This is a genomic window from Maricaulis sp. (genome assembly GCF_048270095.1).
Lineage (GTDB): Bacteria > Pseudomonadota > Alphaproteobacteria > Caulobacterales > Maricaulaceae > Maricaulis.
In genome coordinates, this window is sequence record NZ_JBLWTL010000001.1 from 320,142 (window position 1) to 343,324 (window position 23,183).

Below are 23,183 nucleotides of genomic sequence, written 5' to 3' on the forward strand. Positions count from 1 at the left end.
AACGCTCACCGCTGATCCAGGCCCAAAAAATGTTGACATGCTCCTATTCCAACGCCGCATGACTGGTTGCGAGGGAACAAGTTCAGTTTCTAGCGGTTGGCTTTCGAAAGGTAGTGCCTGTCACCGTGTATTTGTCCCGACTTCCTGCGCCAGCTCACCCACCAAGTCGGGACACGCACCTGCTTCCTTGAAGCAGGATCATGTCCCGGTTTCGGCGGCGATTCTTCGCCTGACCGTCAAGGCCGCAGACCCGAAGCTCGACAGTCTCCGCCGGTAGCACCCAACGCCGCACCTGATCGCTCCCGGACTGCCTCAGTCGTCCCCGGAGTCATCCGACAGGAGGATTCCCGGGTCGATGCCGCGTTTCTCGGCGCTGGCGCGGACGGCCATGCGCAGGGTTTCGCTGCCATCGAGCAGCTGGCGGAAGCGTTCCTCGTCGAGGGTGAGCAGGGTCGAGGGGGCGATGGCGCGGGCTTCGGCGCGCCGCGGCTTTTGCATCAGTATGGCCATCTGCCCGAACATCTCGCCGCCACCGAGGCGCCAGCTCTGGCCGGCACTCTGCAGTTCGACGGCGCCGGAGGCGATAAAGAACACGCTTTTCACGACGCTGGTCTTGCGAATGAGCACCTCGCCGGCATTGGCATAACGGGTGCGCAGGGCACCGCCGAGGCGTTTGAGGGCAACCTCGTCGAGGTCGGCGAAGAGCGGGAATTGCGCGACCAGTTCGGCGCGCTGGGGCGCGATCAGCAGGCGTGGACGCTGTTCTGCTGCGGCGCGGCGGCTGCCGAGTGCTTTCATCAGGTCGGTGAAGACCTCCGAACCGATCAGCCCATCTTCCAGCATTGTGGAATACTCACGCTCTTCCAGCCGCAAGGCCGTGCGCCGGATGAAGCGCCGTTCGAGCTGGTCGGCATAGCCGGGATATTGCAGTCGCAGGCCTTCCAGCGCCGTCTCGACGGCCTCGATGCGGCGCGCGAGCAGATCGTGCAGCATGTCGGCGACCTGGCGCCCGTGGATCCGCCGGATGCGGCCCCGGATGAAGGCATTGAGATCGCGCAGGATCAGGCGCTGGGACAGCAGGAATTCGAAACGGTCGGCGGTCATGCGCGCCAGCGGACCGGACAGGTGAAGCCGGCTGTGCAGCCAGACCGCGGCCCGGAAGGCCCGGCCATAGGCGACGCTGCGGCGGGCCGCGAGCTGATAGCCGCGGCGGCCCTGGGTTTGCGCGCCTTCGATCAGGCGGTCAGCATCGGACAGGACCTGGTCGGCCATCCGTGCCGAAATTGTCCGTTCCCGCATCCGCGCCAGGATGGTGTCACGCTCATGACCGGCCAGCGCGACCAGGCCGAGCGTGACGCGGTCGCGGTCGAGGATGTCGACGCTCTCCTCAGCCGTCTTCACCGCCTTGTCGAGCCGTTTGCCGAAACGTTTGGCCTCGGAGCGCACAATGTCATGGCTCAGCTCATAATTCTCGCTGGTGCGCGCGACGTCCTCGCGCACGGTTTGCAGCGCGACTGCGACGACCTGGCGTGACAGGGCCTGGTCCATCGGTGACAGCCGGTCGAGGCCAAGCCAGCCGATCACCGTGCGCAGGGTTGCCCCCTGTACGATCAGGGTGAAGAGGGTGAAGCCTGTGGCGAGAATACCGACGACACGCTTGATCTCGCCCGGGACGCTGACGCTCTCGGTGACGGCCAGCGCCAGTGCCAGCGTGACGGCGCCGCGCAGACCGCCCCACAGGATCGCGGCGCGATAGGGGCCATCGACGGCCGGCGAAACACGCAGGATGGTCAGCAAAGGCAGGAGTCCGAACAGGATCACGCTGCGTGCTGTGATCGCGGCGAGGACGACGACGCCGATCAGCAGGAAGTCGCCGGCGCGGACCTCTTCAAGAATCCGCGGAATCAACAGTGCCGCGAGGATAAAGATCAGCGCCATCGCCCAGTGAGCGAGCAAATCCCAGACTTCGCGCAGATTGCTCCAGGCCTGCGGCGGCAATTGCCCCGGCCCGGTCAGATTCATCGTCAGGCCCGCGACCACGACCGCGATGACACCGGATGCACCAATGCTCTGTTCCGCGCCGATATAGACGAGATAGGGCAGCGCCACCGAAATCGAGATTTGTGCCAGCTCATGCTTGGGCAGGAGTGACATGACCCAGACGGTGAAGCGACCTCCCAGCCAGCCTGTCAGCGCGCCGCCACCGATCAGGATCGGGAAGCGTGCCAGTGCGGCGCCGAGGCTGGGATCGGAGCCCTCCAGCATCACGAAACCCATGAAGAGGCCAAACAGGGCAATCGCGGCGGCATCATTGAGCAGGCTCTCGCCCTCAATGATCCGCGCCAGCCGCTGCGGCGCCGAGATCGAGCGGAAGATCGAGACCACGGCTGACGGGTCGGTGGTCGAGACAATGGCGCCGACCAGAAGGCAGACCGCCAGCGGCAGCGCGCTGGCCCAGGCCAGCGCATAGCCGACGCTCAGCGTCGCCACGACGACGGCCACAACGGCCAGGACGAGGATGGGCACCCAGTCGTCAAGCATGCGGCGCAGATTCATCCCCAGCGTCGCCTGGAAGAGCAGAGTCGGCAGGAAAACGTAGAGGAAGACGTTTGACCGGATCGGCAGGCCCAGGATCGCCTCGGCCACCGGATTGAGGGCGTCGGTCAGCTCGGTTTGCAGGAAAAACAGCGCGGCCGAGCCGATCAGCAGACCCAGCGCGGCGAGGATCACCGTGTAGGGCAGGCGCAACTGCGCTGCCAGCGGCTCAGCCGCGCCGATGACGAGGAAGAGCGAGGCAATGACTGTGGTGATCAGAACGATGTCCATAGGCCTGAATAGCCGGGAAATCAGGCGCGTGGAATCGGTATGGTGCGGAAAAACGGGCCAACCGGACTAAATCGCATCCGGGACCCTGAAAAAGGGCAGGACGCGGACGAATTCGCGGCTGTGTTTGCCGGTCAGGCTTCGAAAAACCCGGCGACATCGGCGATCAGCGCCTGTTTCGCCACGGCGACGATCTGCGCGCCCTTCTCCGGTGTCGCCTGCGACGGGTCCGATCCGATACGGCCATCGGGATAGCGGGCGCGGAAATCGGCGGCATCTGCGAAACCGCCCGAGGGGGCGATTGTCGGGCTCATGGCGACCGATTTGATCGCCTGGGGCAGCGCGTATTGCGTGACCGAGACTTCCGATGCGGTGGCGTGCGAACCTTCGCCGACCGGGAAAAGGGTACGGCAGGTCTCCATGACGCCGGGCAATTCCCACCAATTGCGCTGCATCAGCCGCGCCGGGCAAGGCTCGGCGTCGAGCGACCATTGCGCATAGAATTCGGCGAAGGCGGCGCTGATTGTGGTGATATTGCCGCCATGGCCGTTGAAGAAATAGATCCGCTTGAAGCCGTGGCGCAGCAGGCTCTCTGTCCAGTCATTGATGACGGCGATCATGGTCGAGGGACGCAAGGTCATCGAACCGGGAAAGCCGAGATGGTGCTGGGCGATGCCGACATTGAAGGTCGGGCCGACGAGGAAGCCGGCTTCGGCGCCAGCCTCGGCGGCGATCACTTCCGGGCAAATGGCATCGGTGCCCACCAGCCCGTTGGGACCGTGTTGTTCGGTCGAGCCAATCGGAATCACGATGCCCTTGCAGCGCTTCAGATAGGTTTCGACTTCAGGCCAGGTGGCGTGGTGGAGCAGCATGGCGAGCCCTTCGCGGCAAGAGGGAGCAGCAAGATTGGATCGCCGAGATAAACGGCCCCGGCAGCGAAGTGCAAGTGCCTGGCAGCAGCGCGGAGGTGCTAGTCCTCGCGGCGGCTTTCAGCCCGGTAGATGAAAGCGGCGCCGACGGCCATGATTGTCGCGATTGCGAGCATGAATTGCATGATTCAACCTCCCCCGGTCACGGAAGGAATCAAGCTCCGGACACGCGGCCTTGATGCCAGAAAAACCCTTCCCAACCGTAAAGGTCTGAAACATTGGGGATAGAAAATGTCTCACGGCGAATTGATTGGCTTGTGAGGTCGTCTTGGCGATGATGCTGGCCTCATTCGGGGACCATGATCGGGGACTATTCGATGCGCCTTCTCTTCTGCCTTTCCGCTGCAGCGCTGACGCTCGCAGCCTGTTCGCCAGCGACCGAAACGCCGGCGCCTGCCGCGCAACAGCCTGCGCCCATGCCTGTGGTGATCGAGGCCGCGTTGGCCGATGCGGCGCGGCCTGAGGAGGACCGGCTGCTGGATGTCAATCGGCATCCGGCCGAAGTGCTCGCCTTTGCCGGGCTGGAGCATGGCTGGCGCGTTGCCGATATCGTGCCGGGAGGCGGCTATTATGCCCGCGTGCTCTCGACCGCCGTGGGTGAGGCGGGCCATGTCTACGCGTTCAATCCGGCCTGGATCGCCGAGCGTTTCGCGGACGGCAATGCCACCTTGGGCGAACTCGCGGATTCACGCAGCAATATGACCCGCGTCGTCGACATGATCGAGAATTTCGACAGCGCGATCGACGCGCCGCTGGATGCCGCCTTCATGGTGTTGTTCTACCACGATACCGCCTATGACGGCACCGACCGGGTCGCGATGAACCAGGCGATTTACGACGCCCTGCGTCCCGGTGGTGTCTTCATCGTCATTGACCACCATGCCCCCGCCGGCTCCGGCCTGACCTTCGTCAATGATACCCACCGCATCGATGCCCATATCGTCCGTGAAGAGGTGATGGCGGCCGGTTTCATTCTGGAAGCGGAAAGCGACATGCTCGCCAATCCGGACGACGACCGGACCGGCAATGTCTTCGCGCCGGATCTGCGCCGGCACACGGACCGCTTCGTCTACCGCTTCCGCAAGCCGGGCTGAGCCGAGGCTGGTTGTCAATGAAAACGGGCGGCGCCGGTCTGGCACCGCCCGTTTTCATGTCTGCTGTAGTGGCTGCTGTCAGGCGGCGTCGAGCGCGGCCTTGAAGGCATTGAGTTCATGGTCGAGCTGGGTGGCCGACTGGTTCAGCTCCGACGAGGCGAGCATGAATTCCTCGGCGGCTGTGCTGGCGCGGCTGGCCGCCCCGTTCACATTGTCCATTTCGCGCGTCACTTCAGACGTCTCGCCGGCGGCCCGTTCGGCGAGTTCGGCAATCTCGCGCGTCGCGCTGCTCTGTTCGGTGAAGGCGCCGCGGACACTATTGGACGAGGCGCGCAGTTCTTCGATCGTCTCGGCGATCTTGCCCAGCGAGCTGGCGGCGCCGCCCGAGGCCCCGCGCATCGCCTCGATACGCCCGGCGATATCGCTGGAGGCGCGCGAGGTTTGCTCGGCCAGGGCTTTCACTTCCGACGCGACGACCGCGAAACCCTTGCCGGCTTCACCCGCGCGAGCGGCCTCGATGGTGGCGTTGAGGGCGAGCAGATTGGTCTGTTCGGCGACGGCCGCGACCAGTTGCATAATGTCCTCGATCTCCTTGGCGGCGGCCTGGAGGTCGTCGATCGAACGTCCGGCACCGACGGCTTCGGCGGCGGCGCGTTCGGAGACATTGTCGGAATTTTCCAGGATGCGGGACACTTCCGAGATCGAGGCTGATAATTCCTGCGCCGCAGCGGCGACAGACTGGACATTGGAATTGGTCTGCCCGGCGCGCTCGGCAGCGCTGCGGGCACCATCGCGCGTGGCGCCGGCATCGGTCTGAAGCTGACGGGCCAGGGAGTCGACCTGACCGGCGGCGCCCGAGACACCACTGGCGACCGTGCGCAGGGCGTTCTGGAAATTGGTCGCAAGCTCGGCCACGGCGGCCCGGCGTGTCTCAGTGTCGGTCTTGGCGGATTGTTCCGCCGCAGCGCTCTGGGCCGCCGATTGCTGCGCGGCATTGGCTTGCTCTGTGCTGGCGTCGGCTTCGGTCAGGGCCATGGAAGCCTGGGCCGTCATCCAGATCAGCGTTGCAGCCTGGCCGACAACGATCACGGCGTGGAACAGGACGCGGGTAAAGCTCGCGCCTTCCGGGAAGATGGCCCAGGGCAGGATGAAGTTGAGCGAGAGGTGGTGCACCGCAGTGACGGCCGCTGCCGCCACGATGACGCGCCAGTCCAGCAGGGCGGCAGTGGCCGCCAGGCAGGCGAAGAACAGCATGTGCATGTCGATCTGCCAGCCCGAACCGCTCATCATGTAGACGAGCGCGGCCGGCAGGGCGATCAGGCTGGCGCCTGTCGTGATCCGCGAGGACATCGAATTCGCGTCGGTTTTCCAGACGAAGACGGCCATTGCCGCGACCAGTGCGAGGAGAACCGTCCCGGGGATCAATCGATCCTGGGCCAGGAATAAGGCTGCCAGCGGGTAGAGCACGGCTCCGGCGCAAATCACCAGCGTCAGGGCGGTCTGGGCCTGGGAGCGCAATTGATCGAGACGTGTCATATCGAAAGTCCGTTGTTTGAGGGGGCGGCCGTAAAGGGTGTCGACGGGTCGCGGGGCAGAAGGCAACCGCCCAGCGCGCCCGGCGGAAGAAGGATCAGCGCGCCGGCCCGGCGCAGGGCCCGCAGCGAGCCCGCATCGGCAATCTCGACAATGCCGATATTGGAGAAGGCGCCGAAACGCACGAAGGACAAATCGGCCTGCGCTGTGGCGAGCACCACGTCGGCATGCTTCCATCCCGGTGGAAAGACCGCAGCGGCCTCGCTTCCATGCACCGGCTCGAACACGGCCAGGGCCGGCATGCCGATCACAGCCAGGCTGACCGCGATGGCGGGCAGGAATTTGAGGGGCGTGTTGGATCGGCGACGCATGGTTTCATTTCTCAACTGGAAAGAACCAGAGAGCATGCGTGTGGTTAAGAAAGCTTTTCGGTGGCCCAAGCGGTGCCCGAGGGCAGGTCTAAACCTTCACGCGACTGAAGATCAGGCTGTCGCGGACACCGATATGGGTTTCCCAGGCGGCGCGCAAACGCCCCTCGAGCTGGAAGCCAAGCGATTCGAGCAGGCGGATCGAGCCGGCATTGTCCGGGTCGGTATCGGCATAGATGCGGCGCAAGCCACGGGTCATGAAGCCATGCTCGACCACCGCCGCCGTCGCCTCGCGGGCATAGCCATGGCCTTGCTGATCGGGACGCATCATATAGCCCGTCTCGGCCGCATTATTCTTGCGGTCCATCAACACGACCCAGCCGAGCGCGTCCCGGGGCGCGTCCTTGAGCGTGAGGACGAAGGTCTCCACGCCGTCGCCGCGGATATTCCATCCGAGATAATCGCGAACCGCCTCGATGCCGGCCAGCGGGCCGCGCGACCAGTATTTCATCGTTTCCGGATCGGTCAGGGCCGGCAAGAAGGCCTCGCAATCCTCTGTCACCATCGGGCGCAAGAGCAGGCGTTCAGTCGTCAGCAGGACGGGTTCGAGACGCGGGGTTGGCGCGGTCAGGGCATCATCGGTGAGGGTGAGGCGAATCTCGTCGAACCGCTCCTCGATACAGGCCTGCATGGTCTTGAAACAGTCCCGGGAGAACCAGTCCTGGTCGGCAAAACAGGCCTTGCGCGTCGCTTCCGATGGCCACAACGCATAGGACCAGAACAGACCGTCCTCGCCTTCGTGCAGGCGCGCACCATAGGATTTGCAAGCCTGGTGGATCAGGCGCGTGCCTTCGGCCCAGGCGGCGCGGAATTCAGTCTCGCGACCGGGCTTGAGACGCCAGCGGTAGAGGATGGCGGCGGTCATTTTATTGTGTGAGTCTAGTAAATGGAATTGATGAGCCAGAAACCTTGGCTTTACATCCATGTTTCGCCAACAACATTTCGGCAGATCGTATTCGGCGCCCCTGTTGTGGGTGTGGGCCCACCACCACACGTCGAAGTAGCTTGCACGTCTTGCCCGCAAGGATTCTCAGATACGGAGTCAACGTTCCTCCACGGTTGTAAAAATTGACGAAACTCGAACCCTCATCAAGCGGTTTCATGTGAAAGGAACCGACACGCCATTCATTTTCTTCAGAAAAGTGCAAATTTTTGTATTGCAAACATGATTTCATAACTTGAAGGGCGACTTGAATACCTGCCAACCCTATTACTGACCTCTTATCGTTTAAATTAAATGGCCCCATATCAAATAAATTCTTGTCCAATATTGACTGACGTTGAGATATCGACGCTGTTTTGTAGAAAGATTTTTGCAATTCACGTTCGATTTTAGTGTTGTCTACGTATTTGACGTCAGTTGTAAATGAAAACGATTCCGTTTCTGATAGGCCCTGCAGTTTGTTAATAATTTCATCTTTAAAAAATTCAAGTGCATAGCCGCCATCATTGGAATATCCGCGCCATTGACTTAGTAATCCGTTATAATATTGATACATATTTTGTATTTTACAAAAACTTGTGAGATAAGCATTTAGAAATTGATCTGGGTTTCTGACGATCCCCAACTGTAAAATCTGCCAGTTCGTTTGACTTAGTGTTACAATGATTTTGCCGTCTTTTTCTTCGATCAAATTGTCGGAATCTGCCTCAACATCACTGTTCAGTGAAAGCCTTGAAATAGCATCCAAATACGATCTCAACTCACTCGAGTCGTTGGTGTACTCAAAGTGAGTGGCCCTCAGATGGTCGCCCTCAATGATGCCAAGAAATCCAGCGCCATTGGTGAAGTGAAGCACTCTGTCGCTGAGCTTCTTCATAGCTGACTAACCTTCCGCCAGCCGCTGTTTCTTCAATTCGCTCGCCTTCACCTTTTTGCTTTCCGACCGCAATTGTCCGCAGGCGGCGAAGATATCGCGGCCGCGCGGGGTGCGGATCGGGGAGGCATAGCCGGCCTTGTTGACGAGGTCGGCGAAGGCCACGATTTGCGGCCAGTCCGAGCATTCATAGGGGCTGTTGGGCCAGGGATTGAAAGGGATGAGATTGATCTTGGCCGGCACGCCCTTGAGCAGTTTCACCAGGGCGCGCGCTTCGGCGAGGCTGTCATTGACGCCCTTCAGCATCACGTATTCGAAGGTGATGCGGCGTGAATTATTGAGGCCCGGATAGGCGCGGATCGCGTCCATCAGCGCTTTGAGCGGGTATTTCTTGTTCAGTGGCACCAGCTCGTCGCGCAGTGCGTCATTGGTGGCGTGAAGCGAGATCGCCAGCATGGTGTTGGTGCGGGTGCCAAGCTCGGCAATTTTCGGCACCACGCCCGAGGTCGACACCGTGATCCGGCGGCGGCCGATGGCCATGCCTTCGGGATCGGAGATGGTGTCGATCGAATCGGAGACATGGTCGAGATTATACAAGGGCTCGCCCATGCCCATGAAGACGATATTGGTGACCTTGCGATCATCATTCGAGCTCGGCCATTCGGCCAGGTCATCGCGCGCGATCATCACCTGGGCAACGATTTCGGCGGCGGTGAGATTGCGCACCAGGGCCTGGGTCCCGGTATGGCAGAAGGTGCAATTGAGCGTGCAGCCAACCTGGCTCGATACGCATAGCGCGCCTGAGCGGGCGACATCGGGAATGAAGACGGTTTCGCATTCGACGCCGGGCGCCAGCTCGATCAGGTATTTGCGGGTGCCATCGGTGGAGACAAGCCGCTCGAGTATTCGCGGCCGGTCGAGTGTGTAGTGGGCCGCAAGACGTGCGCGCGTCTCCTTGTCGATATTCGTCATCTCGTCGAAGGACGTGCTGCCGTAATGATAGATCCAGCCAAACAGCTGGTTGGCGCGCATCTTGGCCTTGCGCTCCTCGACACCGCAGGCGAGCGCCGCCTCGCGCAATTGCGCGCGCCCCATTCCGGCCAGTGACGGCAGGGCGTGGGGCGTGGACTCGTCGATGCGCGGGGCATTGACGTTGGCGGCTGCGATGTTCAGCGCGTGGCTCATGATCTTGGATGGACCGTTCAAGTGTTCGGAAGCCGCGCGCAATATCACAAAAGCGTGGCGTGGCCTAATCGTAACGGACTGCCGGCGAAGCTAGCCGCAAAGGCTGGAAACGCGTTGCAGCGCGGCGGTGATGCCGCTGAGCGAGAACTCATAGGCGGTGGCGATGCCGTCACTCGTCGTGCCAGTCACCCGCATGGTGGAGCCGCGGCGCATTTCCCGGACCAGGGAAGGCTCATCGCGCAGATTGTCGAGAAAGGCCTCCTGTCCGTCGACAAACATGTCGAAACGGCTCGATCCGACCCGGATCTGTGGCGGGCTGATGGGGCGCAGATCATAGCCGACCAGCAGGTTGGGCTGTTCTTCGACCGAGCCGGATTGCCAGGACGATACGAGGAAATAGACATTGCCATGGTCATGGGCGAGCGGCGTGGAATCGCGTGGCCGGCTGAGCGTATAGCAGACAAGTCCGTCATCGGTTGAGCGGGTAAAGACCCGCCAATCGCTATACTCGCCGCGAAATTCCGGTTCGCTCTGGGCCATAGCCGGCGCGCCGAGGCCGAAGATCAGTACAAGAGCAGTCAGACAGCGTCGGATGGTCACGGCAAACACCTCACCAGGCAAAAAACAAGAATATGCGCACCCTGATGGCGGTATGATGGCGAGGGTTAAGTCCGCGCTAAGATTTGGCAGATGACGCAAAATTTACCGGGGGAATTGCGTCGCGGCGCTAGTCGACATCAACCGTAATCCTGCCATCGGCATGGACGACTGCGCGTTTCATGCCGGGGGAGTTGAAGGGCTGGGCGATATTGCCATGCCGGTCGACGGCGATCAGGCCGCCTTCGCCGCCGAGCGCGCCAACCTCATCGATCGAAGCCTGACAGGCGGCGGCAAGATCCAGCCCGCCATAGGCCATCCGCGCCGCCACATCCTTGGCGGTCGCCGTGCGCAGAAAGTATTCGCCCTGGCCGGTGCAGGAAATCGCCACCTGGCTGTCGGCCCAGGTGCCCGATCCGATCACCGGGCAATCGCCGATGCGGCCTTCCATCTTGTTCAAAGTGCCGCCAGTCGACGTGGCGGCAACCAGATTGCCGGCGCGGTCGAGTGCGACGCAGCCGACCGTGCCCGTCGCCATGGCGCGATCATCAGGGGCTGCGGCGGGCGTGTAGTAATCATTGACGCTGTCAACGCGCTCCAGATTGAGTTGCATCCCGAAGGCGTCGGCGCCGCGCCCCGCCAGCATGACATGCGGCGTGGTCTCCATGACGGCTCGCGCCGCGTGGATCGGACTGACAAAGCCGGTCAGCGCTGCCACAGCGCCGGCCTTGCGGTCGTGACCGGTCATGATCGCAGCGTCGAGCTCATAGCGCCCGGCCTTGTTTGGCGAGGCCCCCTTGCCCGCGACATAAAGGCCGGAGGCCTCAAGCTGGCGGACGATTTCCGTCACGGTGTCGAGCGCGGTCTCGCCGGAAGCGAGCATGGATTTGCCCAGCTCGGCCAGTTTGCGCATGTGGGCGATCTGTTCCGGATAGCCGTGGTCGGCGAGGACGCCGGCTCCACCGTGAAGGACAAGAGCATAGGTGCCGGTCATGTCGATAGTCTCCAGGCGGTGTCAGGGCAAATTCGGAACCCGCTTTATCACTCGCCGGGGCGAGGGAGAAGGCGGCAATGCGGCACGCTGCCCCGCTTGCGGACACTGCGCGTTTTCGCTACGCCCGTCCGCAGAGAACTTGTTCGGCGATGTGCCAATCCATGCAGGGGAATGAACTGATGAAAATTGACGCTTCAATCGCAGCCATCGTCACCGGTGGCGCTTCCGGTCTGGGCGAAGGTTCGGCCCGCCGCCTTGCCGCCGATGGTGCCAAGGTCGCCATTTTCGACATGAATGCCGAGCGCGGCGAAATGGTTGCCAAGGAGATTGGCGGTGTATTCTGCCAGGTCAATGTCGCCGATGAAGCCAGCGTCGATGCCGGTTTTGCCAAGGCGCGCGCGGCCCATGGCCAGGAACGTGTGTTCGTCAATTGCGCCGGTATTGGCTGGGCCGAGAAGACGGCACGCCGGTCTTCCTCGACCGGCGAGATCGCGGCGCACAGCTTTGCCGGTTTCTCCAAGGTGATCTCGATCAATCTGATCGGTTCCTTCATCTGTGCTGCCAAATCGGCCGCCGGCATGATGTCGCTCGACCCCAATGGTGGCTCGGGCCGCGGCGTGATTATCAATACCGCATCGGTCGCAGCCCAGGACGGTCAGATCGGCCAGGTTGCCTACGCGGCATCCAAGGGCGGGATTTACGGCATGACCCTGCCGATGGCGCGCGATCTGGCGCGCGAGGGTATCCGCGTCAACACGATCCTGCCGGGTTTCTTCGAGACCCCGATCTACCAGCAAATGCCGCCGGAAGTGAAAGTGAGCCTCGCGTCGCATCTGCAATTCCCGCAGCGCTTCGGCACGCCGGCCGAGTATGCCGATCTCGTCGCCTTCATGGTCACCAGCGACTACATCAATGCCGAGTGCGTCCGCCTGGATGCCGGCGCGCGCATGCCGCCAAAATAGGCGTCCTCACACGGTGAACTGAAAGGGGCCGGGTTTCGATCCGGCCCTTTTTATGCCCGAACGCGCGCGACAATACTCCTGCAACTCATTTGCAATACGGCTGGACAGGCGGCTCAATGCTCTGTAATTGCGGATCAGTCGCAATGATAGAGCGTTTAGGGGTCTCATGCGTATCGCACTTCTCTCGGCCACCGCGCTGGCCGCCGTCACGACATCCGCCTGGGCCCAGGCGCCTGCTTCCAGCAATATCCACGCCGAAGTGATTTCGGTCATTGGCCTTGGCGGCGACCCCAATTCCATTCCCGGCTCGGCCGACCTGCTTGATGCCGAAGACCTCGCCGTCCATGATTATGCCGACATCACCCGGCTCTTGCGGACCGTCGCCGGGGTGAATTTCCAGGAAGAGGATGGTTACGGCCTGCGCCCGAATATCGGCATGCGCGGCACCGGTCTCGACCGCTCTGACAAGATTACCCTGATGGAGGATGGCGTCCTGATCGCGCCGGCGCCCTATTCCGCGCCGGCGGCCTATTATTTTCCCCATGCCGGCCGCATGGCGGGTGTTGAAGTGATCAAGGGCGCGGCTGGCGTTCGCTATGGCCCGCGCACCCAGGGCGGCTCGCTCAATCTGTTCTCGACCCCGGTTCCCGACGCGTTTTCGGGCGCATTGGACCTGTGGGCCGGTGATGAGGGCATTCGTCGCGCCCATGGCTTCGCCGGCGGCATGACCGAGCTGGACGATGGCGTCCGCATTGGTGGCCTGCTCGAAGCCTATCTGGACAGCGCTGACGGATTCAAGACGATCGATGGCTTCGAGTCGGGTTCGACCGGATATGAAATCGAGGACTATGTCGGCAAATTGCGTCTGGAATTCTCGACCGGCGGCATCGACCACATGTTCGAACTGAAGGGCCAGGCCTCCGATGAGGTCTCCGACGAGACCTATCTCGGCCTGACCGAGGCGGACTTTGCCGCGGACCCGTTCCGCCGCTATGCCGGTAGCCAGCTCGACCAGATGAATGCCGATCACAGCGAGCTGTCGCTGCGCTATCGCGCCGATTTTTCCAACGGGCTGGAAGTGTCGGCAGTTGTCTATTCAACCCACTTCGGCCGCGACTGGTTCAAGCTGGACAATATCGACCCGGACGGGGCGGGTGCGGCCGGCTCGGTCTCGATCTCGGCCCTGCTCGCAGACCCGGCCGCCCATTCCGATTCCCTCGACATCATTTTCGGCGGTGCCGGTCTCGTCTCGGCCGATAATGCGTTGACCGTCAAACACAATAATCGCGACTATTCGGCCGAGGGCATCCAGCTCGAGCTGGCTGGCGATCTGACGCTGGGGCGGACCGATCATGCCTGGCGGGTCGGGGTGCGCGCGCATCGCGATGACATGGATCGCTTCCAGTGGGTCGAACGCTTCCGCATGGATGACGGTGTCATGGTGCAGACAAGCGTCGATGTGCCGGGCTCCGATTCCAACCGGATCGAAAGTGCCGAAGCCACCGCCTTCTTCATCCAGGACGAAATCAGTTTCGGCAATTGGATGCTGACGCCCGGCCTGCGCTATGAGCGTGTCGAGCTGCGGCGTGAGGATTTCGGCAAGACCGACCCGGACCGCACCGGCGCCAATTTGACCGTGCGGACCAATACGGTCGATGCGCTGATCCCGGGATTGGGTGTGCGCTATGATTTCAACGAGAGCCTGTCTGTATTCGGCGGCGTTCATCGCGGCTTTGCACCGCCGGCACCGGGCACGACCAACCAGGAGCCCGAAGACGCCCGCAATTGGGAAATTGGCGCGCGATATGGCCGCGAAAACTGGCAGGTCGAAGCGGTCGGCTTCTTCAATGCCTATGACAATCTCATCGGCAGCTGCACCAATTCCACCGGCGGTGGCTGCACGATCGGCGATCAGTTCGATGGCGGTGAAGTCGATGTCCGCGGCCTGGAACTGACGGGTCGTGCCGATCTCGCGCCGCTTCTGGGACTGGGTATCTCGGTGCCGGTGCGCGCGGCCTATACCTGGACCGAGGCTGAATTCCAGACCGGTTTCAGCTCGGATTATGAGCCCTGGGGCGTCGTGGTGTCCGGTGATCTGGTCCCCTACATCCCGGAACAGCAATTCTTCGCCGCCATCGGTATTGATGCCGGACGTTTCGGCGGCGAATTGGCAATGTCCTGGGTTGATGAAGTGCGCACGACGGCCGGCCAGGGCGCTATCGCAGCTACCGATCGCATCGAGGCCCACACCGTTGCGGATCTTTCAGCCTGGTATGCCGTCAGCGAGCAGGTGCGCGCCCGCCTCTCGGTCCGAAACCTGACCGACGAAGTCTATGCGGTAGCCCGTCAGCCGGCCGGATTGCGCCCCGGGGCGCCCCGTGCCGTACTGCTGGGCCTGTCCGTCAGCTTCTGACGCCGTTCAGTCCGCGGTGGGCCGCTGGATGCTCGGTCCGAGATTGGTCATCACGGCGCGGGCGTCGAAGGCATTCATGTCATCAGGCTTGGCGCCCCGCCCGAGCACGATTTCGGCGCTCGCTTCATAGCGGGTGATCTCGCGGTAATTGGTGTCATTCCAGAACGGGTCTGCCGCACCGCGCCAGCCCCAGCGTGGATGGAAATAGCTATAGTGCAGGCCGAATCCAGGCCGGTAGAATGGGTCCGGGCGGGAGCCGATGATCCGCGATTCCACATCGGTTGCCCGTTGCGCGACGAGGAAGTGATCATAGCCGTTCTCCAGAGTGAGTTCGGCGGCGCGGTACAGGAAATAGGTCTCGACCGTTTCGCGATCGGTCAGGGAATTGCCGCTGAATGAGACCCGGAAGCGATTGGATTCAATCTGGCTTTCCTGGAAGCCCCATTGGGTTTGGCCGGCGGCCTGGTAGGGCGTCGGTGTGGCGCATGCGGCGAGCAGGGAAAGTCCGGCGAGGCAGAGAAAGCGTTTCATGATTCTATCCTTGGTCTGTTTCCCGATCGAGATTCATCAACTATGACGATGCCCCATAGATTTGAAAGAGCCGTGTTGAAATTCTTGCCCGGGGCCGCTGCCGTCAGGCCGTGGGGGTGTCGCAATAATCCGCTTCCTTGTAGCAGGTTCGGCGGGCATTCGGTAGCTGCAGCCTGTGAGCTGCCTCTGCCAGCGGCGTCAGTCGCGTCCGCGAGATCGCTCGATAGCGCTGCCGAACCGATCGCCGGAACCGGCTTGTCGCGCGACCTCGATGATGCGGCCAGCCAATGCCTTCTTTGCGACGCCGGGAATGGCGCTATGGCAGGTCCAGCTCAAGGATGACGGTCGCCGGGCGGGGCGTCTCGGGGGCAGAGCCGTCCTCGGGGAAAAGCGGCCAGGCTGCGTTCGCCACCAGCCAGCCGCGGCCATCAGCCAGGTCAATCAGCGTCGGTTCGGTCTCGCCGGCCATGTCGCGATGACCGCGCAGCAGGATATCGATATGGGCGACGGCATGGCCTGTCGCATCGAGGTCGATCGCCATCACCTGATGTGGGGTAACCCCGTTGCGCACGGCGATCAGCCGACCGTCGCGCGTGTTGAGGAACCCATCAATGCCGATCAGGCTTTCATCGCCGGCGCGGACCAGCGAGACGCTGTGATCGCCCAGATCGATGCGCCATATCCCCATCGCATAATCGGCGACGTATAGCGCGCCATGCGCCAGGGCGAGGCCCTGCAGGCTGACGAAGCGCGGGTCCTCGACCAGCAGTTCAAGCTGGCTGGAAATCGAGTTGAGGACATAGATGCGCGGGGCGTCGGCATCGGAAACATAGACAATGCCGTCGCGGACGACGAAGTCGGCGAGCCGGCGGGCACCATCCATTTCGAACCGGCGATAGAGGTCGCCCGTCATCATGTCGAAGGCAAACAGGGCCGTGCCCGCTTCCTCACCGGCCTCGAGCGGGGTCTGCGGCACGACGCCGGACGCGGCCCAGACCATGCGGTTTCGATCATCAACGGCGATGCCGAACACCGACCACAGCCCGTCCTCGCGGTCGGCGAAGACCACCGGGTCATTTGGCGCGAAGGGCTCAAGCATGAGAATTTCGCGGTTGGCGACCGAGGACAGGAAAATGCGGTCAGTCTCGATATCGACGGCAACCCCTTCGATCAGTGCGTCGGGCCGGTCAATGCGGGCGGCGCGTTCGGCATGACCGGTGGCGGTCATATTGTCGGCCAGGCGCGCCTGGACGTCCGAGAGGCGGCCGGAATCGGCGGCGTTGAGGGCCGCGAAGTCATTCCCCGCGTCAAAGCCGAGGCCGGCATCGGCCATGCGTTCGAGCACGGCAAGCGCATCGCCGGGCCGTTCGGCGTTGATCGCGACACGGTAGAGGCCGCGCAAGATGGCCGGATGGCCGGGTTTGAGGTCGAGCGCCGCTTCCAGCATGCGCCGGGCGCTCTCGTAATCGCCGGAGCGCAGGGCGCTATTGGCGCCGCCGAATAATTCCATGGCAATGCTCTGCGGCGTCGGCAGAGTTGAAGCCGGACCTTCGGCGCTGCCCTGTCCAAGCGCCGGCAGGGTGATCAGGACCGTCAGGCCCGCCGCCGCCAGCAGGCTTCGCATGGTGAGAGTTTTGCCCATAATCACGCTTTCTATACATTGCCGCCTCGCGTTACGGGCCGGCTGGATGCTTGATAATATTGATTTTATTCTGGCCAGAAAGTTACTTTTGCGACAGTCCCGTCAGTGCCAGGGCTCGAGTTCGATCTCGCCGTCGTCCTCGACCGGGCCGGTGAGAATGACATGACCGTCGCTCTCGCGCCATTCGACAAATAGCTCGCCGCCATCGGCGGTTATCGTAGCGCTTCGCCCGGCCAGCCCCCGGCGGTGTGCCGCGACGAGCGCAGCGCAGGCCCCCGTTCCGCAGGCGGGGGTCAGTCCGGCACCGCGCTCCCAGACCCGCAGACGGATATGAGCCGGGTCGTGGATCTGGGCGAATCCGGCATTGACCCGCTCCGGGAATACCGGATCGAGTTCAACCTCGCGGCCCAGGCGCGCCACCGGCAAACTTTCCAGATCGCGCACGAAGAAGACCGCGTGGGGATTGCCCATATTGACGGCTCCGGGGTTCTCGACGCGGATACCATCAACCTCGGCGCGGAAATCCAGACTGATCGTGTTCATTGGGCGGGCCAGCGGGATGTCGCGCCAGTCCAGGCGCGGGACGCCCATATCGACACTCACCTCACCGCCGGGCTTGCGGCCGGCCAGCAGAATGCCAGCCTGTGTGTCGATGGCCACATGCTGAAGGCCTGTCGCCTCCATCATCTGCCAGGCCGCAGCGCGTGTCCCATTGCCGCAGGCGCCAACCTCGTCGCCATCCGCATTCCAGATCCGCATGAAGACATCGGCGCGATCGGAGGTTTCGAGCACAAGTAGCTGATCGAATGGCCATCGTTGGGCCCAATCGCGAATCCGGCTGGCCGCAATCCGGGTCGGCGCCGGATTTCCCCGCGCATCGACGAGGAGAAAGGCATTGCCGGCACCATTCATCAATCTTGCTCTCATCCTGCTGCGATAGCGCCGAGACGGCTTTACGTCCAGCACCAGTCCGGGCTTAACTGCGCCGCAAATCGGCAAGAAGGATTTCGGTGATGCGCTCAACAGCGAATAAATTGACGGCCATGGCAGGCGCGCTCTTGCTGGCGGCCTGCAGCCAGCCGGTCGCGGAAAGTGGAGACAGTGTGACCCCTGATAATGTGGTAACCGGCGCCGGGCGTCAGATTGTGCAGATCGATCCGGACAATGATCCGCGGGTCTGGCTGGAAGAGGTCGAGGGCGAGGCCGCCATCGAGTGGGTTGAGGGGCAAAACACACGCACCTTTGATCGTCTACAGGGCGATGAACGCTATCAAGGCATGTTTGACCAGGCCCTCGCCATCTATCAGAGCGAGGACCGGATCCCTGGCGGCGCCTTCTATGGCGGCTTTGTCTGGGGCTTTTGGCAGGACGCCGCCAATACGCATGGCCTGTGGCGCCGCACAACGATGGAAAGCTATGTCACCGACACGCCGGAATGGGATGTCATCCTCGATCTTGACGCCCTGTCGGAAACCGAAGGCCGGAATTGGGTCTGGCGCGGTGCCAATTGTCTCGCACCGGACTATGAACATTGCATGGTCACCTTGTCCGATGGCGGCTCCGATGCCGCCGTGCGCCGGGAGTTTTCGATTTCGGCCCGTGAGTTTGTCGATGGCGGCTTCGAGACGCCTGATGCCAAGGGTGGCGTGAGCTGGATTGACGCCGACACTCTTCTGGTCGGCCTGGCCACGAGTGAGGCAGACAGCACGGATTCCGGCTATCCGTCCGTCGCCTATCGCTGGGAACGCGGTGTGGCGCTGGAAGACGCGACAGAGGTTGTGCGCGGTGACCGGTCCGATGTCGGCCTGTTCACCTTCCGCGCCGAGGATTTCGACGGCACGGTCTATATGATGGCCTCCCAGGCCGTCACCTTCTACGACACCAACTGGTGGTATCTGCCTGCGGATGCGGCACCGGTTCAGCTGCCATTGCCGGCCAAATCCTCTATCCAGGATATTTTCCACGGCCAGCTGGTCTTCACAATCGAAGAAGACTGGGCACCGGTCGAGGGCGGCGCCAGCTTCGCCCAGGGTTCGCTCCTCTCCTTTGATATTGCCGAATGGGTCGCGACCGGCGAATTGCCGAGTGTGCACACGGTCTATGTGCCCCGCGCCCGACAATCACTTGGCGGTATGGGGTCGACGCGGACGGCCTTCCTGGTCGAGATCGACGAAAATGTTGTCGGTGGCCTGGAGGCCTTCCAGTTTGTGGATGGCGCCTGGACCTCGGAGACCATCCCGGTCCCGGCCAATATGACGATCACTCTGGGCAGCACCCATCGTCACGAAGACATTGCCTTCATGACTGCGGAAGGCTTTCTGACGCAGGATACCCTGTCTGTCGTCAATTCTGCGGCACTCACGGTTGAGCCGATCAAATCCATCCCCGCGCGCTTTGATGCCGAAGGTCTGGTGGTCGAGCAGCTCGAAGCCGCGTCGCCTGATGGCACCATGATCCCGTATTTCGTGGTGCGCCGCGAAGACACGGTGATGGACGGCACGACGCCAACCCTGCTCTACGCCTATGGCGGGTTCCAGGTTTCGATCCGGCCGAGCTATTCGGGCAGTCGTGGCCAGCTCTGGCTGGAAAATGGCGGCGCCTATGTCGTCGCCAATATTCGTGGCGGCGGCGAGTTTGGGCCTGCCTGGCACCAGGCCGGCCTCAAAATGGATCGCCAGCGCATCTATGATGATCTGATTGCGGTTGCTGAAGGCCTCATCGATACCGGCCTGACCAGTTCACGCCATCTCGGCGTCTATGGCGGGTCGAACGGCGGTCTGCTGACCGGTGTGATGTATACCCAGCGGCCCGATCTGTGGAATGCCGTCGTCTCGGCTGTGCCGCTGCTCGACATGCTGCGCTATCACACCCTGCTGGCGGGCAATTCCTGGATGGGCGAATATGGCGACCCGGCCGATCCGGACGAGGGCGCCTTCCTGCGCTCGATTTCGCCCTATCACAATGTCGACGCCAATGGCGAATACCCGGAAATCTATCTCTACACCTCGACCAAGGATGATCGGGTTCATCCGGGCCATGCGCGCAAAATGGCGTATCTGCTCGCTGAGCTTGGCCATCCCTATCTCTACTATGAGAACACGGCGGGCGGTCATGCCGCAGCCGCCAATCTGGAGGAATACGCCCGGCGTGATGCCCTGCTCTACACTTTCCTGATGCAAAAGCTGATGGATAGCGACGAGCCGGTTACCGATGAGGGTGCCACGCCGGAATAGTCCGTCCGGCAGGCTGAACACAAAACCCCCGGAGCCTGGCTTCGGGGGTTTTCATGTCCGGGCTCTATGGTTGGGCGCTATTGCGCGTCGCACCTGAAACTGCGCCGTTCGGCATCGGCGGCGGCGATCATCGACGGGTCTTCGACAATCTGGCGAAACAGGACCAGGCCGGTCTGCGTGGGGCTGCTCACCGAGATCGCTCCGTCCGGGACCGCGTCTGCGCCGGGCCGGTCCAGCCAGATCGCCGGGGCGCGGCCGGCATCGCGGTCGCTGAGCGTGAAGATGTTATTGGTGCGACTGTCATACAGGCTGATCGAGGCATAGCTGCCGCTCCGCGGCCAACGGGCCTGAATCAGCAAGGGCCCGTTAGACAGGTCAAACGGGCAAATGGAGTAAAGGATATCGGGGCTGGGCCTGACGACATGGCGGCTGGCCTCGGTGACGGGGGGCGCGTGCGTTGCCGTATTGGTCGCTGCTCCACCGTTTCCCAACTGCTCCATCGCGCGGGTCATGATGAAGCCGGGAATCCAGTTCAGGGTGAACCAGAATCCGAGCATGGCCGCGAGCAGGGCTGCCGTGAGCGGTATGAGCCGGCGCATCAGGACTCACCCTCGCAGGACAGGCGCTCAATCCTGGGCAGGATAGCCTGGACCGGGTCGTCACTGATCGCCGGGTCCGGTTGGTACAGGCGCAAGGTCAGGGCGAAATTGCCTGCATGGCGTGAACTCATCCAGTGGGCCGGACGCTCCGGCCGTGATGCTGCGACGGCAATATCGATCGAATTCGCAGCACTGGCGGCTGCGTGCTCTGCCGTGATGGAATGGGCGCTATCGCCATTGACGGCGAGAAAATCGTCCTCGGCGTAGAGGGTCAGGCTCCACCACCGTGTATCCGGCTGTTGATCGAAGCTGACGCGATAACTGCAGTCTTCGCGCAAGCCTTGGCCGGAATCATCGCTGGTCGCGTTGAAATACACGGTCTCCGAGCGGTTCAGAGCCAGCAATCCGCGTCGTGCAATCGCGGCCCGCACGGCCGGGCTGGCGGCGGGGTCGCCGATCAGGAGATTGGTTTTCCACGGGCCGACAGCCGTGCCGCCAAGCTCGAACGGGCCAAACACGAGCAGCACGGCCAGCAGCGCGCCGCCCGCCACGCCTGCCAAAGTCGCCAATCCGGTCTTGATCCACATGCGACGAGCCTAGCCGTGGCCTTGCGGCTTGGAAAGTGTGTCGAACCGGTGCTGTCAGACGCGCGGGGCCGCTATGCCGCGTCGGCGCGCGGCGTCATCTTGACCAGCATGGTCTGGATCAATTTCAGCTTGGCCCTGCCATCCTCTGTCTGCGCCTCACTCATCCCGCCGGCGGATTTGAGATGGCGGATTGCGCGCGCCTGTGCGTCGGATGAGCATTGGCCGGCGGGCAGGGCGCCCGCAGTTGCCAGCCTTAGCAGGCCGGTCGCCTTGTCCAGCGCCGGACGATCGCCGGCTTCGACGGCGTTGAGGATCTTGCTCTCATCGATAATCTTCATCCCGAGCTCGTCGATGGCGCTCGCCAGCTCGGCCTTCTCCCGCGACGGGTATTGCCCCTTGAGGACGCGGCGCTGGTGAACCGTGAGCGAGGCCAGCCGTTCGAGCGGTTTGTTGGGGCCGCGCAGATACCAGGACAGTGTGTTCTGTGCGCCCAGCATTCCATGCGCATAACCAGCAAGTTTCTGCTTGTTGGTCTCGCCGACAAGATTTTCTTCCAGCGCCAGCAAGCGCTCGAGTTCCTCGTTCGGATCCGCCGCGCCCTTCAGCAATTCTTCGATCGTCTCCGGATGCAGCAGCCGCGCCGAGCGCGCTGCGAACGCCTTGATCAGGGCGTCGGTAGGCAGCAGGGAATCGGGGCTCATCACGAGTTTTTGTGCCAGCTCCCGGGCCAGTTGAAGCTCGCCGGACAGGCTGGAGGGGCGCAGGCGTTTGGGTCGCTGCAATTCAGTCAGGAGGGATTGGGCGACGACAGCGCGGCAGGCATCCATCTCACCCTTGCCGATACGGGCCGTGAGGCGTTTGCAGACGCTTGGGGCGTAATTGATCGCATCGGCCCCTTGGTCGCCATCGAACAGGCAGGCCAACCGCTGGAGTGTCTCGCCCAGATCACGACAAGACCCCAGCAGGGCCGCCATCCCGGCGTCGAAGCTGATCACTTCCGCCGCATAATTGTCGATCTCGGTCAGTGCGAAATCGCGCTCCGGAGAGTCTTCACCAAGCGTTTCACCCATATCCATCAGGGCGTCGAGCTTGTTGCTATATCGCTTCGCCGACTTGAGCCGTGCGGCCATTGCGGATCGCAGCAGGTAGGCGCGCTGATCACCGGCGTGGATTTCGCTGACGATATCCTTGAACGGTTTGGAGTCAGGATATTCCGGGAGGCGCTGGGCACGGGCATCCTGGTAGATCCGGGTCAGTGCCTGCTGGATCAACTCGTTCAGCTGTTTGACATAGCCGTGGACATTTGCATCGCCATCCTTGGCACTGGCGATAGCGACTTTCTGAACCGCGTGCTGGAGATCCGTGCCGGAGGCTTCCAGCTGCTCGACCAGATCGGGCCGGTGCAGCAATTCCATCGGCAAGGCCTGCAATCGCTCGAACCAGGCGGTCAAGACGCGGCGAATTGTATCGCGGGCGTGCGGCTTGGAGAGGTCGTCCGGTGTCAGGCAGGGCAGCGTAGCGGCCCCGTTCTTGTCCTCACCCTCGGCAAATTTCTCGTCACCGAGCTCGCAGATCGGGACAGACCGGAAGGTGCGCGCTTCCTCGTCATACACTTCCTTGGTGACCCGTACGGAGCCGATCTTGTTTTGTGCAAAAATCTTGTGCGCGAGCCGGATCGCCGTTTCACGGTCGTTCTGGGCCTCGTGCAGCGTCCAGGCGGCCTTCCGATTCTTCTTCACGAAGACTTCGTAATGCGTGTCGGTAGCCATTGGTATCCCCGGAATATTCAGCGGAAGACTGCGCCAATAGGCTTAAA

General features: G+C 62.5%; 19 protein-coding genes. 4 read left to right on the top strand and 15 right to left on the bottom strand.

Annotation, left to right across the window (positions count from 1 at the left end; genetic code table 11):
• Positions 1-312: 312 nt before the first annotated feature.
• Both ACN0YJ_RS01630 and ACN0YJ_RS01635 read right to left on the bottom strand, forming a co-directional pair.
• A complete protein-coding gene (locus ACN0YJ_RS01630; RefSeq protein WP_417495141.1) occupies positions 313-2,826 on the bottom strand; it encodes a cation:proton antiporter in 2,514 nt (837 codons plus the stop codon).
• 131 nt (positions 2,827-2,957) lie between these two features.
• Positions 2,958-3,695 (bottom strand): creatininase family protein, encoded by a 738-nt coding sequence (locus tag ACN0YJ_RS01635; protein ID WP_417476711.1) that lies wholly within the window; start codon positions 3,693-3,695, stop codon positions 2,958-2,960.
• Positions 3,696-4,069: 374 nt separating this feature from the next.
• Here ACN0YJ_RS01635 and ACN0YJ_RS01640 point away from each other — a divergent pair, with 374 nt between their 5' ends.
• Positions 4,070-4,846 (top strand): class I SAM-dependent methyltransferase, encoded by a 777-nt coding sequence (locus ACN0YJ_RS01640; protein WP_417495142.1) that lies wholly within the window; start codon positions 4,070-4,072, stop codon positions 4,844-4,846.
• A gap of 78 nt (positions 4,847-4,924) precedes the next feature.
• On the opposite strand, the gene ACN0YJ_RS01645 is transcribed toward ACN0YJ_RS01640, so the two are convergent.
• The 7 genes from ACN0YJ_RS01645 to ACN0YJ_RS01675 all read right to left on the bottom strand — a co-directional run bounded on the left by ACN0YJ_RS01645 (position 4,925) and on the right by ACN0YJ_RS01675 (position 11,400).
• Positions 4,925-6,382 carry a methyl-accepting chemotaxis protein gene (locus tag ACN0YJ_RS01645; protein ID WP_417495143.1) on the bottom strand — a complete coding sequence of 486 codons (1,458 nt, stop codon included), beginning with the start codon at positions 6,380-6,382 and terminating at the stop codon, positions 4,925-4,927.
• Positions 6,379-6,750, bottom strand: coding sequence for a hypothetical protein (locus tag ACN0YJ_RS01650; RefSeq protein ID WP_417476714.1), 372 nt, complete (start codon positions 6,748-6,750; stop codon positions 6,379-6,381). The genes ACN0YJ_RS01645 and ACN0YJ_RS01650 overlap by 4 nt, the downstream gene beginning before the upstream one ends.
• 88 nt (positions 6,751-6,838) lie before the next feature.
• On the bottom strand, positions 6,839-7,672 hold the full coding sequence (locus ACN0YJ_RS01655; RefSeq protein WP_417495144.1) for a GNAT family N-acetyltransferase: 834 nt from the start codon (positions 7,670-7,672) through the stop codon (positions 6,839-6,841).
• A gap of 1 nt (position 7,673) precedes the next feature.
• Complete coding sequence (locus ACN0YJ_RS01660; protein WP_417495145.1) at positions 7,674-8,627, bottom strand: DUF2971 domain-containing protein; 954 nt, start codon at positions 8,625-8,627, stop codon at positions 7,674-7,676.
• Positions 8,628-8,633: 6 nt separating this feature from the next.
• Complete coding sequence (gene rlmN, locus ACN0YJ_RS01665; RefSeq protein ID WP_417495146.1) at positions 8,634-9,809, bottom strand: 23S rRNA (adenine(2503)-C(2))-methyltransferase RlmN; 1,176 nt, start codon at positions 9,807-9,809, stop codon at positions 8,634-8,636.
• 90 nt (positions 9,810-9,899) lie between these two features.
• The gene (locus ACN0YJ_RS01670) at positions 9,900-10,409 is read right to left on the bottom strand and encodes a hypothetical protein (RefSeq protein ID WP_417495147.1); all 510 of its coding nucleotides are present in this window, start codon (positions 10,407-10,409) and stop codon (positions 9,900-9,902) included.
• A gap of 127 nt (positions 10,410-10,536) precedes the next feature.
• The gene (locus ACN0YJ_RS01675; RefSeq protein ID WP_417495148.1) at positions 10,537-11,400 is read right to left on the bottom strand and encodes an isoaspartyl peptidase/L-asparaginase family protein; all 864 of its coding nucleotides are present in this window, start codon (positions 11,398-11,400) and stop codon (positions 10,537-10,539) included.
• Positions 11,401-11,579: 179 nt separating this feature from the next.
• On the opposite strand from ACN0YJ_RS01675, the gene ACN0YJ_RS01680 reads away from it, so the two are divergent.
• Together ACN0YJ_RS01680 and ACN0YJ_RS01685 are read left to right on the top strand one after the other, a co-directional pair.
• Complete coding sequence (locus tag ACN0YJ_RS01680) at positions 11,580-12,362, top strand: SDR family NAD(P)-dependent oxidoreductase (RefSeq protein ID WP_417476719.1); 783 nt, start codon at positions 11,580-11,582, stop codon at positions 12,360-12,362.
• A gap of 166 nt (positions 12,363-12,528) precedes the next feature.
• The gene (locus tag ACN0YJ_RS01685; RefSeq protein WP_417495149.1) at positions 12,529-14,775 is read left to right on the top strand and encodes a TonB-dependent receptor family protein; all 2,247 of its coding nucleotides are present in this window, start codon (positions 12,529-12,531) and stop codon (positions 14,773-14,775) included.
• Between the two features lie 6 nt (positions 14,776-14,781).
• On the opposite strand, the gene ACN0YJ_RS01690 is transcribed toward ACN0YJ_RS01685, so the two are convergent.
• From ACN0YJ_RS01690 to dapF, 3 genes are all read right to left on the bottom strand, one after another.
• Entirely contained in the window at positions 14,782-15,306 is a 525-nt protein-coding gene (locus ACN0YJ_RS01690) for a CC0125/CC1285 family lipoprotein (protein WP_417476721.1), read from the bottom strand.
• A 316-nt stretch (positions 15,307-15,622) separates the two neighbouring features.
• Positions 15,623-16,948, bottom strand: a complete 1,326-nt coding sequence (locus ACN0YJ_RS01695) for a tetratricopeptide repeat protein (RefSeq protein WP_417495150.1) — start codon at positions 16,946-16,948, stop codon at positions 15,623-15,625.
• Positions 16,949-17,050: 102 nt separating this feature from the next.
• The gene (gene dapF, locus ACN0YJ_RS01700) at positions 17,051-17,860 is read right to left on the bottom strand and encodes a diaminopimelate epimerase (RefSeq protein ID WP_417495174.1); all 810 of its coding nucleotides are present in this window, start codon (positions 17,858-17,860) and stop codon (positions 17,051-17,053) included.
• Between the two features lie 101 nt (positions 17,861-17,961).
• Between dapF and ACN0YJ_RS01705 the strand changes: the two genes are divergently transcribed.
• Complete coding sequence (locus ACN0YJ_RS01705) at positions 17,962-20,181, top strand: prolyl oligopeptidase family serine peptidase (protein ID WP_417495151.1); 2,220 nt, start codon at positions 17,962-17,964, stop codon at positions 20,179-20,181.
• A gap of 77 nt (positions 20,182-20,258) precedes the next feature.
• Here the strand turns inward: ACN0YJ_RS01705 and ACN0YJ_RS01710 are convergent, their stop codons facing one another.
• The 3 genes from ACN0YJ_RS01710 to ACN0YJ_RS01720 form a co-directional block, all read right to left on the bottom strand.
• Positions 20,259-20,780, bottom strand: coding sequence for a DUF1254 domain-containing protein (locus tag ACN0YJ_RS01710; protein ID WP_417495152.1), 522 nt, complete (start codon positions 20,778-20,780; stop codon positions 20,259-20,261).
• Positions 20,780-21,367, bottom strand: coding sequence for a DUF1214 domain-containing protein (locus tag ACN0YJ_RS01715; protein WP_417495153.1), 588 nt, complete (start codon positions 21,365-21,367; stop codon positions 20,780-20,782). The genes ACN0YJ_RS01710 and ACN0YJ_RS01715 overlap by 1 nt, the downstream gene beginning before the upstream one ends.
• A 71-nt stretch (positions 21,368-21,438) precedes the next feature.
• On the bottom strand, positions 21,439-23,136 hold the full coding sequence (locus ACN0YJ_RS01720) for a hypothetical protein (RefSeq protein WP_417476726.1): 1,698 nt from the start codon (positions 23,134-23,136) through the stop codon (positions 21,439-21,441).
• Positions 23,137-23,183: the final 47 nt, after the last annotated feature.

What these genes read in the sequence shown, in the direction of transcription:
- ACN0YJ_RS01630 (WP_417495141.1), bottom strand. Translation starts at nt 2,826, where the DNA reads ATGGACATCGTTCTGATCACCACAGTCATTGCCTCGCTCTTCCTCGTC.
- ACN0YJ_RS01635 (WP_417476711.1), bottom strand. Translation starts at nt 3,695, where the DNA reads ATGCTGCTCCACCACGCCACCTGGCCTGAAGTCGAAACCTATCTGAAG.
- ACN0YJ_RS01640 (WP_417495142.1), top strand. Translation starts at nt 4,070, where the DNA reads ATGCGCCTTCTCTTCTGCCTTTCCGCTGCAGCGCTGACGCTCGCAGCC.
- ACN0YJ_RS01645 (WP_417495143.1), bottom strand. Translation starts at nt 6,382, where the DNA reads ATGACACGTCTCGATCAATTGCGCTCCCAGGCCCAGACCGCCCTGACG.
- ACN0YJ_RS01650 (WP_417476714.1), bottom strand. Translation starts at nt 6,750, where the DNA reads ATGCGTCGCCGATCCAACACGCCCCTCAAATTCCTGCCCGCCATCGCG.
- ACN0YJ_RS01655 (WP_417495144.1), bottom strand. Translation starts at nt 7,672, where the DNA reads ATGACCGCCGCCATCCTCTACCGCTGGCGTCTCAAGCCCGGTCGCGAG.
- ACN0YJ_RS01660 (WP_417495145.1), bottom strand. Translation starts at nt 8,627, where the DNA reads ATGAAGAAGCTCAGCGACAGAGTGCTTCACTTCACCAATGGCGCTGGA.
- rlmN (WP_417495146.1), bottom strand. Translation starts at nt 9,809, where the DNA reads ATGAGCCACGCGCTGAACATCGCAGCCGCCAACGTCAATGCCCCGCGC.
- ACN0YJ_RS01675 (WP_417495148.1), bottom strand. Translation starts at nt 11,400, where the DNA reads ATGACCGGCACCTATGCTCTTGTCCTTCACGGTGGAGCCGGCGTCCTC.
- ACN0YJ_RS01680 (WP_417476719.1), top strand. Translation starts at nt 11,580, where the DNA reads ATGAAAATTGACGCTTCAATCGCAGCCATCGTCACCGGTGGCGCTTCC.
- ACN0YJ_RS01685 (WP_417495149.1), top strand. Translation starts at nt 12,529, where the DNA reads ATGCGTATCGCACTTCTCTCGGCCACCGCGCTGGCCGCCGTCACGACA.
- ACN0YJ_RS01690 (WP_417476721.1), bottom strand. Translation starts at nt 15,306, where the DNA reads ATGAAACGCTTTCTCTGCCTCGCCGGACTTTCCCTGCTCGCCGCATGC.
- ACN0YJ_RS01695 (WP_417495150.1), bottom strand. Translation starts at nt 16,948, where the DNA reads ATGGGCAAAACTCTCACCATGCGAAGCCTGCTGGCGGCGGCGGGCCTG.
- dapF (WP_417495174.1), bottom strand. Translation starts at nt 17,860, where the DNA reads ATGAATGGTGCCGGCAATGCCTTTCTCCTCGTCGATGCGCGGGGAAAT.
- ACN0YJ_RS01705 (WP_417495151.1), top strand. Translation starts at nt 17,962, where the DNA reads ATGCGCTCAACAGCGAATAAATTGACGGCCATGGCAGGCGCGCTCTTG.
- ACN0YJ_RS01710 (WP_417495152.1), bottom strand. Translation starts at nt 20,780, where the DNA reads ATGCGCCGGCTCATACCGCTCACGGCAGCCCTGCTCGCGGCCATGCTC.
- ACN0YJ_RS01715 (WP_417495153.1), bottom strand. Translation starts at nt 21,367, where the DNA reads ATGTGGATCAAGACCGGATTGGCGACTTTGGCAGGCGTGGCGGGCGGC.
- ACN0YJ_RS01720 (WP_417476726.1), bottom strand. Translation starts at nt 23,136, where the DNA reads ATGGCTACCGACACGCATTACGAAGTCTTCGTGAAGAAGAATCGGAAG.